The sequence below is a fragment of the Mycobacterium sp. pUA109 genome (assembly GCF_041287095.1).
Lineage (GTDB): Bacteria > Actinomycetota > Actinomycetes > Mycobacteriales > Mycobacteriaceae > Mycobacterium.
In genome coordinates this window covers 185363-198158 of the sequence record NZ_JBGGKS010000007.1, presented here as the reverse complement: position 1 = coordinate 198158, position 12796 = coordinate 185363, and the positions used below count along the sequence as shown (strand labels likewise).

General features: G+C 68.2%; 13 protein-coding genes and 1 tRNA gene. 9 read left to right on the top strand and 5 right to left on the bottom strand.

Annotation, left to right across the window (positions count from 1 at the left end):
- Complete coding sequence (locus tag ACAG26_RS10835; protein ID WP_370481987.1) at positions 1–399, top strand: hypothetical protein; 399 nt, start codon at positions 1–3, stop codon at positions 397–399.
- Here ACAG26_RS10835 and ACAG26_RS10830 read toward each other — a convergent pair.
- The 3 genes from ACAG26_RS10830 to ACAG26_RS10820 all read right to left on the bottom strand — a co-directional run bounded on the left by ACAG26_RS10830 (position 396) and on the right by ACAG26_RS10820 (position 3062).
- Positions 396–1355: an XcyI family restriction endonuclease gene (locus ACAG26_RS10830; protein WP_370481985.1), complete on the bottom strand. Its 960-nt coding sequence runs from the start codon at positions 1353–1355 to the stop codon at positions 396–398. The genes ACAG26_RS10835 and ACAG26_RS10830 overlap by 4 nt on opposite strands.
- Before the next feature lie 19 nt (positions 1356–1374).
- On the bottom strand, positions 1375–2268 hold the full coding sequence (locus tag ACAG26_RS10825) for a site-specific DNA-methyltransferase (protein WP_083341979.1): 894 nt from the start codon (positions 2266–2268) through the stop codon (positions 1375–1377).
- An 86-nt stretch (positions 2269–2354) separates the two neighbouring features.
- A complete protein-coding gene (locus tag ACAG26_RS10820; RefSeq protein WP_370481982.1) occupies positions 2355–3062 on the bottom strand; it encodes an HAD family hydrolase in 708 nt (235 codons plus the stop codon).
- A 266-nt stretch (positions 3063–3328) separates the two neighbouring features.
- Between ACAG26_RS10820 and ACAG26_RS10815 the strand changes: the two genes are divergently transcribed.
- The 3 genes from ACAG26_RS10815 (at position 3329) to ACAG26_RS10805 (ending at position 5411) form a co-directional block, all read left to right on the top strand.
- Positions 3329–4003: a hypothetical protein gene (locus ACAG26_RS10815; protein WP_370481980.1), complete on the top strand. Its 675-nt coding sequence runs from the start codon at positions 3329–3331 to the stop codon at positions 4001–4003.
- 65 nt (positions 4004–4068) lie between these two features.
- Entirely contained in the window at positions 4069–4893 is an 825-nt protein-coding gene (locus ACAG26_RS10810) for a 1,3-beta-glucanase (RefSeq protein WP_370481978.1), read from the top strand.
- 212 nt (positions 4894–5105) lie between these two features.
- A complete protein-coding gene (locus ACAG26_RS10805; RefSeq protein ID WP_370481976.1) occupies positions 5106–5411 on the top strand; it encodes a DUF732 domain-containing protein in 306 nt (101 codons plus the stop codon).
- 28 nt (positions 5412–5439) lie between these two features.
- On the opposite strand, the gene ACAG26_RS10800 is transcribed toward ACAG26_RS10805, so the two are convergent.
- Positions 5440–6018 carry a TetR/AcrR family transcriptional regulator gene (locus ACAG26_RS10800; RefSeq protein ID WP_370481974.1) on the bottom strand — a complete coding sequence of 193 codons (579 nt, stop codon included), beginning with the start codon at positions 6016–6018 and terminating at the stop codon, positions 5440–5442.
- A 169-nt stretch (positions 6019–6187) separates the two neighbouring features.
- Here ACAG26_RS10800 and ACAG26_RS10795 point away from each other — a divergent pair, with 169 nt between their 5' ends.
- Together ACAG26_RS10795 and ACAG26_RS10790 are read left to right on the top strand one after the other, a co-directional pair.
- Positions 6188–7222, top strand: a complete 1035-nt coding sequence (locus tag ACAG26_RS10795) for an oxygenase MpaB family protein (protein ID WP_370481972.1) — start codon at positions 6188–6190, stop codon at positions 7220–7222.
- Between the two features lie 43 nt (positions 7223–7265).
- On the top strand, positions 7266–8354 hold the full coding sequence (locus tag ACAG26_RS10790; RefSeq protein ID WP_370481970.1) for an oxygenase MpaB family protein: 1089 nt from the start codon (positions 7266–7268) through the stop codon (positions 8352–8354).
- 54 nt (positions 8355–8408) lie between these two features.
- On the opposite strand, the gene ACAG26_RS10785 is transcribed toward ACAG26_RS10790, so the two are convergent.
- A tRNA-Gly gene (locus ACAG26_RS10785) sits at positions 8409–8482 on the bottom strand.
- Between the two features lie 143 nt (positions 8483–8625).
- Here ACAG26_RS10785 and dcd point away from each other — a divergent pair.
- The 3 genes from dcd (at position 8626) to ACAG26_RS10770 (ending at position 12772) form a co-directional block, all read left to right on the top strand.
- A complete protein-coding gene (dcd, locus tag ACAG26_RS10780) occupies positions 8626–9198 on the top strand; it encodes a dCTP deaminase (protein WP_370481968.1) in 573 nt (190 codons plus the stop codon).
- Between the two features lie 120 nt (positions 9199–9318).
- Positions 9319–10779, top strand: coding sequence for a hypothetical protein (locus tag ACAG26_RS10775; RefSeq protein WP_370482124.1), 1461 nt, complete (start codon positions 9319–9321; stop codon positions 10777–10779).
- A gap of 82 nt (positions 10780–10861) precedes the next feature.
- Positions 10862–12772, top strand: coding sequence for a hypothetical protein (locus ACAG26_RS10770; protein WP_370482122.1), 1911 nt, complete (start codon positions 10862–10864; stop codon positions 12770–12772).
- Positions 12773–12796 lie beyond the last annotated feature (24 nt).

Sequence of the window (12796 nt, the reverse complement as noted above, 5' to 3'; positions counted from 1 at the left end):
ATGAGTGACGAGCATGGGTTCGGATTCGATCCCGAGGACTTCGATCGGGTGATCCGCGAGGCCAGCGACGGCCTGCGCGACGCCGTGGGGCGCCTCGGACGCTTCTTCACGGTGCCCGGCGACCGGGCGGGCTGGAGTGCGGTGTTCGAGGATTGGGCCCGCAAATCCCGCGGCGGGCCCGCGACGGCCGGCGAGGCCGGCGACGGCGTGTGGGCGATCTACACCGTCGACGACGGCGGCGGCGCCCACGTCGAAGAGGTGTACGCCACCGAACTCGACGCGTTGCGGGCCAACCAGCGCAACACCGACCCCACACGGCGGGTGCGGTTCTTGCCGTACGGGATCGCGGCCAGCGTGCTCGACGATTCCGACGACACCGGGGGCGCTGCCGAGGCCTAGATCCCCATCGCGACCAGGACGTGGTTGATCAGGCGTTGCCAATCGGCGCCCGAGCGCTGCAGCACCTGTTCGACGTCGAACCACTGGTTGGTGGTCGGTGACTCCTTCTTCAACACGTCCAGCTGACTGGTGGTCTTGCTGATGATGGTCCAAAAGTCGGTGGCGCCCCGGCCCTTGGCCTTCTGGTGGCTTTTCTCGGCTTCCCCGGCCCGGTTGTGCACATTGGAGACGTCGGTGCCGCCCTTGATCTCGATGGCGACCTTGAGGAACTCCTGATCGTTGACGGTTTCGGTGATCACCACGTCGGGGTCGGCGGCCAGCGCCAGCGTGACGGTGCGCCCGGCCTTGTTCTGCAGGCTCAGCGACGGCCCGATGTCGCCGTACTGCACGCCATGGCTTTTGATCACCGACTTGAGCACCTCGTAGACGCCCTTGGTGGCCTTCTCGCCGATCTGGGTGCGCCACGACCCGTCGGCCTGCGCACCCAGCATCATCAGCGGCAGTTGCTCGACGTCGGCGGCGGTCAAACCCGGGCTCAGGCCGGTGATCAGCGCGGAGATCTCGATGTTGAGTTCGCGGCACAGGTCGGCGATCAGCGGCGCGGCGCGCGGGCCGACGATCCCGCGTTCTTCCATGCTCTTGAAGACGTTGAGTCCGGTGGCGGTCTTGTAGAACAGTTTCTGGCTGACGCCGAGCAGCAGCCGGTAGTAGCCCAGCGCGGCCGGCGCGGCGGTGAGCACCGACGGGACGGCGAACACCAGCTCGTCGCGGATGTTGCTGCCCTGCAGCAGTTGCAGCCCGGGATGCGGGGCGTAGGTCATCATCTCGGTGCTCAGCGCGGCCGGCGGAATCGTCTTGGCGGCCGCGCGCACGGTGTCGTGCAGCACCGAATGGCGCGCCTTGACCAGGATTTCGTGGACATAGATCTGCCGTTCGGGCGGCGGAAAGGTGAACATGGCCAGGATGGGGCGCCGGCTAGGTTTCGATCTCGAAGCCGTGCGCGGTGAGCCGGTTGCGGGCCATCTCCAGGTAGTCCGGGTTCAACTCGACCCCGGCGAAACGGCGTTTCAGCGTCCCGGCCACCAGGGCCGACGTGCCCGACCCCATGAACGGGTCCAACACCAGGTCGCCTTCGTCGCTGCTGAGCGTCACGCACGGTTCGATCAGCGCGGGCGGGAAGGTGGCGAAGTGCCCGCTGGCCGCCCGGTACGCCTGGGTCTTGACGTCCCACACGCTGCGCAGCCGCCGACCGTTGGGCCCTTCGACCGCTTTGACGTTGTACTTGTACCGCTCGGACTTGGAGAACAAGAACACGTATTCATGGCTGCGGGTGGGCCGATCGGTCACCGATTCCGGTTGGGCGTTCGGCTTGTTCCAGATGATGTCCGACCGCAGATACCAGCCGCGTTCTTGCAGGTTGAGTGCCAACCGCCACGGCACCCCGATCAGGTCCTTGGCCTTGAGGCCGTCCGGTGTCGGGGGCCGCACGCTCATCGCCCGCGCCACGTTCTTCTTGTCCGGGGCGCGCCAGGTCCGGCCGCCGCTGGTGTAGGAGTCGCCGATGTTGAGCCACATCGTCCCGTCATCGCGCAACACCCGCCACACTTCCTCGAACAGTTCGGCGAGCGCGTCGATGAAGGCGTAAACCGAGTCCTCCAACCCGATTTGGCCGTCGATCCCGTAGTCGCGCAGCGACCAATACGGCGGCGAGGTGACGACGGTTTGCACGCAGCCCTCCGGCATCGCGGACAGCACCTGATGCGCGTCGCCGAGGATGAGCGCCGAGCTTTTCAGCAGCGCCGCATAGTCTTGGCCGCGGTCGTGTTTGACGACGGAAAAGCTCGGCGGCGTCTGCGCACTCAAGCTCATGCGCCGCATCGTATCGGGCGCCGCCGACAACCGCGCTCAGGCGCGCCACCAGCGCAAACGGATTTCCGGTGGGGCCTGATGGTCCGCTACCTGGCCTCCGGCGGGCAGCGCAGTTCCCGGCCGTTGTGTTCGTCGATCACGGCGGCCAGGTCGGCGACGCTGTCGAGGATGTGGGTGTGCGGGGCGTGCACGAATTCCGCGTCGCCGTGGCTGCCGGTGCGGACTGCGGCGACGATTGAGGCGCCGGCCTGGCTGGCCGCCCACAGGTCGTTGATGGTGTCGCCGGCGGCGGCGATCTGGGCGACGGACGCGGTCCCGGTGCGCAGCAGCGCGGTGAGCAGCATGTCGGGGTAGGGCCGCCCCCGCCCGGCGTCCTCCGGTGACAGCGTCAGGTCAACCAGGTCGCGCCAGCCCAGAATGTCGATGATGTGGTCGCGGATGTGCGGGGAGGACCCGGTGGTCAGTGCGACCGCGCACCCGGACCCGCGCAATTTCACGATGGTCTCGGCGGCCCTCGGAATCGGTGCCAGACCGTCGGTGGCGAGGTGCAGGTAGGCGGATTCGAAGGCGGCGTTGGCCGTCTGGGCGCGCGTCTCGTCGCCGGGGAAGACCGCCCGGAACACCTCGATCTTGGACTGACCCATGGCGTCTCGGGCGTAGGCGGCGGCGTTGGTGAAGGCCGACGAGCCGGTTCGCAGGCCCGCCGCGGTCAATGCTCGGTCGACGGCGCGCGTCACCACGCCGGCGTCGTGCACGGTCGTCCCCGCCATGTCCAGGCAGACCAGGCGGATCACGCGTTCTCCTCGGATCGGGTGAGCGGCCTCGGATGAGGGCAGCGGCTCCCAGGGGGAGGCTAGGCCGGCTAGTTCAACGGCGCCTAAGAGATGGGATCGGAGCATCGGCTTCTTAGCTGGGCGTCCCCGTGCCCGCAAACCGCACCTGACCAGCCGGGATAGCTGGATGGCGGCCGATCACCCCCACCGAGCACCCACCGCCGCCGCTCTGAGGGTTCGTTATGAGATTGTGATTATTCGCGGGGTTGCCCGTATGGTGGTTCCCCGTGGGGAGGCACGAATTAGCCAGGAAGCGACGAAAGTCACCCGCCCTCACGGCTGCAGCCCTCGCCTCGGGGGCCGTTTTCTTTGCCGTCGGCGGCAGCGCGCATGCACACCCGGTCAAGAAGGCCGCCGAGCCGATTGCTCAGGACGTGGCGCCGTGCTGCATACAGCTGGTCTCCGCGGCGCCGCGGGGGATGGTGGCGACGCAATTCGGCGGGCAGCCCGGCATGGGACCCGATCCCGACCAGGCCATGCCGGCCTCGCGGTGGCGGGTGGTCACCCATGAGGCTCCGCGGCTGCTGCCGGTGGGGGTGGCCTCCGAGCGCGGCCTGCAGGTCAAGACGATTCTGGCTGCCCGCAGCATCAGTGCGGCGTTCCCGGAGATCCATCAGATCGGCGGCGTGCGGCCCGACGCGCTCAAATGGCATCCCAACGGGTTGGCGATCGACGTGATGATCCCCAACCCGAGCAGCGCCGAGGGCATCGAGTTGGGCAACGAGATCGTCGCGTTCGCGCTGAAGAACACCGAGCGCTTCGACCTGCAGGACGCCATCTGGCGGGGCACCTACTACACGCCCAACGGCCCGCAAGGATCCGGCTACGGCCACTACGACCACGTCCACATCACCACCCACGGCGGCGGATACCCCACCGGTGGAGAGGTCTATGTCCGCTGAGCGGGGACGACGGGCGCGGCGGCGCCGGATGCGCGCCACCTCCGTCGCATGGTTTCATTCGGTCTGTGCCTGAGATGGATCGACGCAGCCTGATGTTGATGGCGGGATTCGGCGCGCTGGCCGCCGCGATCCCCCTCCCGGAGGCACGCGCGCACCCGTCGGCGCCTGCCGCGCCGCCCGGGAACGGCGGCTCGGTGAACTATCTGTTCCACGACGAATTCGACGGCCCGGCCGGCTCGGCCCCCGATGGGGCGAAGTGGGCGGTGGCCCGGGCGCGGGAAACCATGAAGGACCCGACGTACTGGGAGCTACCCGAGAACGTCGGGCAATACCGCGACGACCGGCGCAACGTGTTCCTCGACGGCAAGTCCAACCTGGTCATCCACGCCGCCAAGGACGGCCCCACCTTCTACAGCGGCAAGCTCCAAAGCCGGTGGCGGGGCGGCATCGGGCACACCTGGGAAGCGCGGATCAAGCTGGACTGCCTGACCCCCGGCTGCTGGCCGGCCTGGTGGCTGGGTAACGACGACCGCGGCGAAATCGACGTGGTCGAGTGGTACGGCAACGGCAGCTGGCCGTCGGCGACCACCGTGCACACCATGCCCAACGGCTCGGAGTGGGCGACCCACAACATCGCGCTGGACAGCGCCTGGCACACCTGGCGCTGCCAATGGGATGACGCCGGGATGCGCTTCTGGCAGGACTACACCGACGGCGCGCAGCCGTACTTCACCGTGCCGGCGAATTCGATCGGGGACTGGCCGTTCAACAACCCCGGCTACACCGTGTACCCGGTGCTCAACCTCGCGGTGGCCGGGTCCGGCGGCGGGGACCCATCCGGTGGCAGCTACCCGGCGCAGATGCTGGTCGACTGGATCCGGGTCTGGTAGTGGCTGGGCCCGCCTTCTAACCTCGCCAGCCTCTGTGGTCTCATCGGCCCCTGCAGTCCCTGGCTGGGGGACTGGTGCCTTCTCGAAACGGATATCGCATGCGACATCACCGGCGGGGAGCGAATGCGGGTGCTGCCCGCGGCGCGGTGCCTGGACGGGCCGATGAGGTCGTTTCGCCCGCAAGGTTCGGGCCCGGCGGCGACAATATAGCGATGGACACGCTCCGGACCAGCATCGTCGTCGGTGTCGCCGCCCTCGGCCTGGCCGTCGGCGACCTGTTCACCGGCGCTGGCGCCGCGCACGCCGATGACTACAACTACCTGGGGGGCCTGCGCGCGGCGGGCATCTGGATCCACAAGGACGCCGAACCGTACGTGGTGCGCGATGGCCACCGGATGTGCGGCGAACTGCGCCGAGGCGTGCCGCCCGAGGACGTCGCCGCGGAGTTCCCGCAACTGGACCCCGGGGTGTTCCTGTCGATTCTGCGGGACAACCTGTGCCCGGACGCGCCGGGCTAAGCCTGCTGACCCGTGGCGGGAATCGTGGTCAGCGGTGGTCGGCGGTAGCGCCGTCGGCCAGCAGTCCGTACGCCATGTGTTTGAGCCCCATCCGGAACTGTTGCAGGTCGATGCGGCGCGAGGATTCGAAGTACAGCAGCGTGGTGGCGATTGCCGAGTTGATGAAGAGCCAGGCGATGTTCTCCGGCTCGAGATCGGGCCGATACTGATCGCGGTACTGCCGCACGTGCATGGTGACCATCGTCTGCATGAGCATCGGCATATCCGAGTCGGGCTCGACCTCGCGCGAAAACTCCGGGTATTTCGCCAGATATCGGATGGTGGCGGCGTTGTCGGTGCTGAACGCGATCAGGATGTCGATCGCAGCGTCGATCATTTCCCGTGGGGGCTCAAGCGCAATTTCGGTCAGCATGGCGCGCACGGTCGGCGTCTGGCGTTCGGCGGTGTCCCGGATGGCCGCGACGATGATGTCTTCCTTGGTTCGGAAGTACTGGTAGATCGAGCCTTTGCTGATACCGGTGATCTCCGCAACCCGGTTGGTGGTGACAGCTTCGGGGCCCTCGGCCCGCAGCAGATCGCTCGTCGCCGCGACAATTTTTGCGACCATTTCGCGGGAACGGTGTTGCTGCGGCACCTTACGCAGCGTTGACCTGGGACTTCCCTTCGTCACACGGTCCTCCCAACAAGACTTATATGCGACCTAAAGGTCAGGTTAGCCTGCCTGGCGACGGTGCAGGACGTTCCTGTCGTGACACAGGAGGCTCTTCGTGACAGCTGTGGCAGACCCGCCGGTATCTCAGCGCAAACCCGGCGATCCGGAATCTCGCGGCTGGACACAGCCGGTGCCGGAGCTCATGGATCCCCTCGGAATCACCTGCACGCTGGGCGGGCAGTGGCTGTATCTGCCGGCGGTGGGTGCCGCATTCATCATGCAGGGAATGCATCCGGTGATCGGTGACGTGACCGACCGCTACTCGGTGGCCGACCGTGACCCCAGCGGAAGGGCCATCCGGTCATTTGATGCCGTCCAGCAGTGGATGTTTGGCGGCAAGGCCGCGATCGAGCAGGGCTACTGGTTGCGCAAGATGCATCAGCCGCTGCAGATGACCGGCGAGACGGGCGACCGGCACGGCAAGCACGTCAGTGCACTCGATCCGCAGGCGTACGCCTGGGTGATCGCCACGGCGTACGCAACGACGATACGTGTCGCGCCGCTGTTCCTCGGGCGGGACATCACCGACGAAGAAGACGAGCAGTTCTTCCAGGACAATGTGTTGCTGGCGCGCATCACCCAGGTTCCCGAACGCGGCTACCCGAGGACCCGCCGCGAGTTCTGGGAGTACTACGACCGGATGGTCGACGAGGTTCTCATCAATCACCCCGCGATCGCGGAGAACCTCGGCAAGCTGACCGACCCGGCCGCGGCCCTCGATGAGCTCGATGTGGCGCAACGACTCCCGTCGTGGGTGCCCTCGGGTGTGGTGGTGGCCTTCTTGAAGCGGCTGATGGCGCCGATGTCGAGGCTGATGTTTGCGCTGACCTTCGGCGCCATGGACCAACGGGTGCGCGACATCCTGGGCGTCGACTGGTCGAAGCGCGACGACCGTTATCTGCGGCGGCTTTTCGCAGTGTACCGGCTCGCCATCCGGATTCTCCCGGAGCGCATCACGTACTCACCGCTTGCCTACTACGCGCGCAAACACCAGCGGGTCATCAACGCCATGCGCGGTCGCGAACTGACCGATTTCGCGGCGCATGACAAGGGGGAGCCGTCGGCCGTCCGCCGAAGCCAGGGGGCCGACTGTGGCTAGGGGTGCCGCGATGTCCAGTTCGGACATAGGAGTTGGAGGGAAGATGTCAGTCGATGCTGTGCGGAACAACCCGTCTGCCCAGCAGGCCGACCGCCTCATCGACGACGGCCCGTTGCTGTTGCGGGGGCCGGGCCTTCGGCCGGAGGTGATGAGAGACTTTCGCATGCATATCGGAAGTCCGTTTGCGGCACTGTTTCCCGGCGCTGCCTTCGATGAGGTCGCCTTGGTGCCGGTCGCGGCGGCCGTCGATGCGACGGGACGGTTCGCCGAAAACTTCACCGATCGGGGGATCCGAAGCGGTCTCAGCGGCGTGGGGGTCATTCTCGGCAATCCCGCGCAGCGCGCCGACGCGGCGAATTGGTTGAAGCACATGCACCGGGAGGTGCACGGAGAAGGCGTCGGCGACTACCAAGGGGTCCGCTACAGCGCTTTGACGCCGGAGTTGTGGATCTGGATCGCGATGAGCGGCGTTCGCCTCGTGATGTCCACCTTCCCGTTGTGCACCGGGCATCGTCCGACGCCGGCCGAGAACGAGGCGATGTATCAATACCTCCGGCACCTGAACAGCAACCTGGAATTGCCCAGCGCGGCCGGGAAACTGCCGGCGAACTGGGCCGAGTTTGAACGGCGCTACGACGACTTCGCGCGAAGCAAGCTGCGGCCTAACCGGTTCATGCGGGAGAATTACGCGAACCTCAGTAAGCTGCCGCTGCCGACGTTGCTGCTGCCCCGGGCGGTGCGGGTGTTGATCACCCCGCTGTGGTTGTTGATCCGTGGCATCTCCGGGCATTTCACCAAGGTGTGCTCGACGAGCGCGATGCACCCCGCGGTCGCCGACGCCTCGGGATACCGGCTGACCTGGCGGCACCACCTCGAGTTCAGGGCCATCACTGGTGTGCTGGGCATTCTGTGGCGGGTGCTGCCCGCGCGGCTGCGCACGGATCCGTTCACCTACGAGCGCCTGCAGCTCGAGGAGATGGAGCTGCAGGATCGCATGGGGCCGGAGTACTGGCGCCGACGGGACCGCCTGGAGAAGAGGGTGGAATCGGTGATCAAATTCGGTGCGCGCTACCAGCTGGAGTCGTTTGCGGTGCCGGCGTCACGCCGTGGCGGGTGCCCGGTAGCGAAGTAGTGGTCTGCGCCTCCGACGGTGGTCAGGGCAAAACGCCCTGACTTCGGGAAACGGTGGAGCCGATGACGGGAATCGAACCCGCGTATTCAGCTTGGGAAGCTGATGTTCTGCCATTGAACTACATCGGCCTAGCGTTCCGAAGGGTAGCACCCGCGGGCCGCGGCGGTGTGCACCCCGCCAGCAGACGCAAAGGCCCCCGACACGCCGTCCCCGCGGGTGCGTTTGCGTCTGCTCGGCGGAGAAGAACAACCCGAGCGGATACGCTCGTCGGGTGCTGCTCTCCGATCGCGACCTTCGAGCGGAAATTGCCGCCGGACGGTTGAGCATCGACCCGTTCGACGACGCGTTGGTGCAGCCGTCCAGCGTGGACGTGCGCCTCGACAGCCTGTTTCGGGTGTTCAACAACACCCGCTACACCCACATCGACCCGGCCAAACAGCAAGATGAGCTGACGTCCCTGGTGGAACCCGCCGACGGCGAACCGTTCGTCTTACATCCGGGCGAGTTCGTGCTGGGCTCCACGCTGGAGCTGTGCACGCTGCCCGACAACCTGGCCGGCCGGCTGGAAGGCAAGTCGTCGCTGGGCCGGCTGGGCTTGTTGACCCATTCGACCGCCGGATTTATCGACCCGGGGTTCAGCGGGCACATCACCTTAGAGCTGTCCAATGTGGCCAACCTGCCGATCACGCTGTGGCCGGGCATGAAGATCGGCCAGCTGTGCATTTTGCGATTAACTAGCCCGGCCGAGCACCCCTACGGCAGCAGCCGGGTAGGGTCGAAATATCAGGGCCAGCGGGGGCCCACGCCTTCGCGCTCGTACCAGAACTTCATCAAGTCCAGCTGAGTACGTAGATGTAACGGTCAGACGGCCGTCCGGCGATGAGATCTGCGGCTAGCTAGTGAATTGCCTGGAGGTGTTGTGGACATCGTTCTTGGGGTGTCGATGGCGCCCTCGACGGTCCGCATGGTGTTGGTCGAGGGTGAAAACGCAGACGGAGTCACCGTCGACCACGATGATTTCGATATTGCCGCGGGCCGTGACCAGCCCCCACCCATCACCACCGCATCGGATCAGGTGATCTCGGCGATCCTCGGCACCCAGGAGAGTGCCCAAGAGGGCGGTTACCACCTGGCCTCGACCGGTGTGACGTGGAACACGCCCGCCGAGGCGGCGGTGCTGCAGGACGCGCTGGCGCACCACAAGATCGAGAACGTGATGCTGGTGTCGGCGTTTCTGGCGGCCGCGGCGCTGGCCCAGGAGGTGGGCAACGCCACCCGTTACGCCAAAACCGGCTTGTTGTTCGTCGAACCCGATAGCGCGACGCTGGCGGTGGTCGACTCCGCCGACGGTTCGGTGACCGAGGTGCAGCGCCGCGAACTGCCCCGCGACGACGACGCTGCGGTGGCGGAGTTGGCCCGGTTGGCGGGCGGGGCGGACCGGCTGCAGTCACGCCCGGACGGGCTGTTTGTGGTGGGCTCCGGGGTGAACGTCGGGATGATCAAGCCGGCGCTGGAGGCCGCCACCACGCTACCGGTCAGCGCACCGGAGGAACCGGATATGGCGTTGGCGCGGGGCGCGGCGCTAGCCAGCGCGAACGCCCCGCTGTTCGCCTCCTCCACCCAGGCCGTGGCCTGGGCGCAAGATCCCGGCACCGGTCAGGTGGACCGCAGCGCCGCCGAGCTTGGCTATGCCTACGTCGCCGCGGCCTCGCCGGACTACGACGCCACCCAGGGCGACGGCCTGGCCTACAGCGCCGTCACGGACGACCCCAGCAGCGGCTACCTGCCCATCTCGGAAGGTATGCCCGTCGTCGACGACCCCGAGCTCGTCGACTCCCGCCTGCTGGACTTCAGCACCGCCGAGCACGAGCTCGAGCGCAAACCGTTCCTGGTGGCCGGCAGTGTGGCGGCCCTGTTCCTTGTCGGGGTGGTCGCCCTGGCGATCACGCTGGCGGTCACCATGCGGCCGACGGCCACCGAGCGACCCAATGCGGGGGGCAACGTGGTCGTTCCGGCCCACCAAGCGCCGCGGAAGGCTCCGGCGCCGGCCCCGCCACCGGTGCAGAAACCGGCTCCGGCGCCCGAGCAGGCCTCGGTACCAGCTCCTGAGGCCCCGGCGCCCGTCCCGCAGGCACCCGCCCCGGCCCCGATCCAGGTGCCGGTCCCCGCGCCGCCGCCGGCGGCGCCGCCCCCGCCGCCGCCGGCCATGCCGCCGATCATTCCGCAGATCCAGATCCCCGGCCTGCCGGGTGGACCGCCGGTTGGCGGGCCGCCGCCTGGTCGCGGTGGCGGTGGCTGGGAGCGCGGTGGTGGCGGCTGGGGTCCCGGTGGCGGTCACGGTCACGGCGGTGGTCATGGTGGCGGCCACGGTGGTGGGCCGCCGGGGATCCCGATTCCCATCCCAATCCCAGGAATCCACTTCTAAAATGTAGATAACTAAGCTAAACTAAGTGTTTGTCTGGAGTTAACCTACCGTTCGGGGAGGTGTGGTGGACATCGTTCTCGGGGTGTCGATGGCACCCTCGACGGTCCGCATGGTGTTGGTCGAAGGCGAAAACGCCGATGGGGTCACCGTCGACCAGGACGATTTCGATGTCACCAGTCGTGATGTCACCGCCTCAACTACCGCGGCACCCGATCAGGTGGTGGCCGCGATCTTGGGCACCAGGGAAGGTGCCCAGGAGGGCGGTTACCACCTCGCGTCGACCGGGGTGACGTTCAGCGACCAGGCCCAGGCGGCTGTGCTCCGCGACGCGCTGGCGCATCACAAGATCGAGAACGTGATGCTGGTGTCCGCGTTTTTGGCCGCCGCGGCGCTGGCCCAGGAGGTGGGCAACGCCACCCGTTACGCCAGGACCGGGTTGTTGTTCGTCGAGCCGGACACCGCGACGCTGGCGGTGGTCGACTCCGCCGACGGCTCGATCACCGAGGTGTACCGGCGTGAACTGCCCGGCGACGACGACACCGCGGTGGCCGAGATGGCCAGGCTGGTCGCTAGCGCGGACCGGCTCGAATCGCATCCGGACGGGCTGTTTGTGGTGGGCTCCGGGGTCAACGTCGCGATGATCAAGCCGGCGCTGGAGGCGGCGACGACGCTGCCGGTCAGTGCCCCGGAAGAACCGGATATGGCGTTGGCCCGTGGTGCGGCGTTGGCCAGCGCGAACGCGCCGTTGTTCGCCTCGTCCACCCAGGCCCTGGCCTGGGCGCAAGACCCCGGCACCGGCGCGGTGCCGGCGGACATGATCAGCCTGGCGTACGCCTACGCGCCCGCGCCCGTCGACTACGAGGCCACCCAAGGCGGTTCCGCCCTGGCCTACAGCGCCGTGCAGGACGCCACCGGCAGCGTCTATCTGCCCCTGCCCGACGAGGACATCCCGGCCTACACCGACGACTCGGAACTGGTCGACTCTCGGCTGCTGAACTTCGGTCCCGAGGAGACCCACTCCGGGCGCAAACCGTTCCTTTTGGCCGGGAGCGCGCTGGGCACCTTATTTATTGTCGGCGTGGCCGCCCTGGTGATCACCTTGGCGATCAGCATCCGCCCGACGGCCAATCAGCGGCCCCAACCCGGACAAAACATCGTCGTCCCGACCCAGCAGGCGCCCGCGCCCGCTCCGACGGCGGCCCCGCCCCCGCCGCCACCGGCAGCGCCGCCGGCGCCACCGGTGGAGACCATTCCGCAGCCCGCACCGGCCGCCCATGAGGTGCCGCCCGCGGCACCCGCGCCACCGCCCGCCGCCGCGCCCGCGCCGGCGCCGGAGGCACCCGCGCCGGCCCCGCCCCCGGTAGCGGTCGCGCCGCCGGCCCCCGAAGCTCCCGCGCCGGCACCACCGCCGGTGGTCGCACCGGTGCCGGTCCCCGTGCCGGTGCAGGTGCCCGCCCCGCGGCCGGCACCGCCGCCCCCGGTCGTGGTCCCGATCCCGGGTATCCAGATCCCCGGTCTGCCGGACGTTGATCCTCCCCAGGTGGGGACGCCACCGCGCGGACACCCCGGCGGCGGCCACGGCGGCGGCGACACCGGCATCCCCGGCGGCGGCGGCAACGACGGCATCCCCGGTCTGCCCGGTGGTGGTGGTGGTCATGACGGTGGTATCCCCGGCTTGCCCGGTGGTGGTGGTGGTCATGACGGTGGTATCCCCGGTCTGCCCGGTGGTGGTGGTCATGACGGTGGTATCCCCGGCTTGCCCGGTGGCGGCGGTGGCGGCGGGGGCATCCCCGGTCTGCCCGGCGGTGGCGGCGGCCACGGCGGCGGGTTCCCCGGCTTCGGTGGCGGTGGCGGCCACGGCGGTGGCTTCCCCGGCCTGGGCGGCGGCGGTCACGGCGGCGGGTTCCCCGGCTTCGGTGGCGGTGGCGGCGGTCACGGCGGCGGGTTCGGCGGCTTCGGGGGCGGTGGCCACGGCGGCGGCTTCCATTTCTGAGTTCGCAACTGTCACCTGCCGTTA

What these genes read in the sequence shown, in the direction of transcription:
- ACAG26_RS10830 (WP_370481985.1), bottom strand. Translation starts at nt 1,355, where the DNA reads ATGTTCACCTTTCCGCCGCCCGAACGGCAGATCTATGTCCACGAAATC.
- ACAG26_RS10800 (WP_370481974.1), bottom strand. Translation starts at nt 6,018, where the DNA reads ATGGTCGCAAAAATTGTCGCGGCGACGAGCGATCTGCTGCGGGCCGAG.
- ACAG26_RS10825 (WP_083341979.1), bottom strand. Translation starts at nt 2,268, where the DNA reads ATGAGCTTGAGTGCGCAGACGCCGCCGAGCTTTTCCGTCGTCAAACAC.
- ACAG26_RS10775 (WP_370482124.1), top strand. Translation starts at nt 9,319, where the DNA reads ATGGTGTTGGTCGAGGGTGAAAACGCAGACGGAGTCACCGTCGACCAC.
- ACAG26_RS10805 (WP_370481976.1), top strand. Translation starts at nt 5,106, where the DNA reads ATGGACACGCTCCGGACCAGCATCGTCGTCGGTGTCGCCGCCCTCGGC.
- ACAG26_RS10790 (WP_370481970.1), top strand. Translation starts at nt 7,266, where the DNA reads ATGTCAGTCGATGCTGTGCGGAACAACCCGTCTGCCCAGCAGGCCGAC.
- ACAG26_RS10835 (WP_370481987.1), top strand. Translation starts at nt 1, where the DNA reads ATGAGTGACGAGCATGGGTTCGGATTCGATCCCGAGGACTTCGATCGG.